This is a genomic window from Variovorax sp. P1_H12_2 (assembly GCF_056405335.1).
On sequence record NZ_JBFUCI010000678.1, the window covers coordinates 1 to 1,845 of the forward strand.

The window sequence follows — 1,845 nt, forward strand, 5'->3', positions numbered from 1 at the left end:
CATCACTTTCATCCACACCATCGTTCCGGATGCCTTGCGAGGCCACGGCGTCGCGACGCAACTGGTGCTGGCGGGGCTGGCCTCCGCGCGCGAACGCGGCCTTCGGGTCATTCCGAAGTGCCCCGTCTTCGCTGCCTACATGCGAGGACATCCCGAGACGCACGACCTGCTGGCCGATGAAGGCCGGACGCTTCTCGGCATCTGAAAGGCGGCGTTCATGGTCACCGAGGATCGTCACCCCGAATTGCGGACCGCGACACTGGACGAAATCGTCGGGCGCGAACCACCACGGCCGGACACCGTCACCGCCGTCATCCAGCAGACCGTCAAGCCGGAGGCCATTGCGCAATACGAGCAATGGCTGAGGAAAGTGATGCCGATCGCCGCCCGATTTCCCGGGCATCGCGGTGTCAACGTCATCCATCCGGCAGCAGGGACCCTGCAATACACGATCACCATTCGTTTCGATTCGCTGGCGCATGCGCAAGACTGGTTCGCGTCCGACGCCCGCCGGCAACTGATCGATGAGGCTGCCGCATTCCTCGACGCCGACGAACGGGTGGAAACGCGCAGTGGCCTGGAATTCTGGTTCAGGCCGCCGGCGGGGCAGAAGCCAGCCAAGCGCTACAAGCAATTCCTGCTGACGCTGTCGGTGATCTACCCCTTGACCATGCTGGTCCCGGCCATGTTGAGCCGGCTGTTCGATCTTGTGCGCCCGACGTCGAACTACTTCGGCGAGCACTTCATCGCATCGGCGGTGATCGTTGCCCTGATGGTGTACGTCATCATGCCGAGATACACGCGGCTGATGGCGCGCTGGCTTTACAAGTAGTGCGCCTGGCCCTTCAGCGGGCAACGACGGCCGGTCCTGCCGACTCGCCCTCACGCGTGCTGTGTTGAAGAACGACGGCGCACGCGGCCAACACGGGTGGAATCACGAAGCACCAGACATCCAGCCACATGTAGGTGAGCGCGGCAGCTGCGCAGCCTGCTGCGAACACGGCGACGCTGGCCGACATTCGCAGAAGCCGGGCGCGTGCGGGGTCGGCGTCTTGCGATGGCAGCCCTCGCAGCATGTCGGCGAGGTCGATCATGATCTGGGTGGTTGTGCCGGTCATCAGGGTGGTCGGTGGGGCGCTCGCCAGATGAATCCGGTGTGCGGCGTTCTGGATGGCCATTGCCGACACCAGCGCCATCCCCGTGAGCATCGCGAGCCCGCTGTCGCCGTCGCTGAAAGGACCGAAACGCACGGCGATGGCAGCGCCTGCGGCGAGCAGCAGTGTCTTGAAGACCAGCATCGTTCGCAAGACCGGCAGGCCGAAGTCGGGCAGTCTGTAGCTCAGCGCTCGCGTCAGGATGACCACGGCGCAGAACACCGGCAGGGCCAGGAGCTTGGTCAGCGCACCCGAAGTGCCGTGCACCAGCGCCGCGCCAATGGTGACGAAGTTCCCTGTGACATGGGCGGTGAACAGGCCCTGGAGCGCCAGAAATCCGGCGGTGTCCACAAAGCCCCCGTTGAGGCTCATGAGCAAAGGAAGAGACGGTTTTATGGGAGCGCCTTCGTGTGATGGGGCGCGCTTTTGCGCGCAGGGCTTCATGATGCGCCTTGGGCGTTTTCGGTCTTGTCGGGTTGTCAGCCTCCTTGCACATTCGGACGCTGCCATGGCCCGATGTTCAACCCGGGCGACTCTTGTTCAAGACAAACGAGCCGGGGCGGTCCAATATCGCCCCCAGATTTTCGACTCGAGAGTTCGCCCATGCCAACAGAAAGCAGGCCGCCCACGCTGACCACGGCCGGCGGTGCGCCGGTCGCGGACAGCCAGCACTCGATCACCGCCGGTCCTC

The 1,845-nt window shown here is 64.3% G+C and carries 4 protein-coding genes; 2 read left to right on the plus strand and 2 right to left on the minus strand.

Annotated elements, in window-relative coordinates:
• On the plus strand, nt 1-205 hold a 205-nt coding region (locus tag AC1D2K_RS34100; RefSeq protein WP_478094781.1), incomplete at its 5' end, for a GNAT family N-acetyltransferase.
• Between the two features lie 12 nt (nt 206-217).
• Entirely contained in the window at nt 218-832 is a 615-nt protein-coding gene (locus tag AC1D2K_RS34105) for an antibiotic biosynthesis monooxygenase (RefSeq protein WP_478094783.1), read from the plus strand.
• A 13-nt stretch (nt 833-845) separates the two neighbouring features.
• Here the strand turns inward: AC1D2K_RS34105 and AC1D2K_RS34110 are convergent, their stop codons facing one another.
• Together AC1D2K_RS34110 and AC1D2K_RS34115 are read right to left on the minus strand one after the other, a co-directional pair.
• Nucleotides 846-1,550: a YoaK family protein gene (locus AC1D2K_RS34110; protein WP_478094787.1), complete on the minus strand. Its 705-nt coding sequence runs from the start codon at nt 1,548-1,550 to the stop codon at nt 846-848.
• Between the two features lie 83 nt (nt 1,551-1,633).
• Nucleotides 1,634-1,845, minus strand: a 212-nt coding sequence (locus AC1D2K_RS34115; RefSeq protein ID WP_478094785.1) for a hypothetical protein, incomplete at its 5' end; no start/stop codon positions are given.

Coding starts and splice junctions, on each gene's coding strand:
- AC1D2K_RS34105 (WP_478094783.1), top strand. CDS start 218: ATGGTCACCGAGGATCGTCACCCCGAATTGCGGACCGCGACACTGGAC.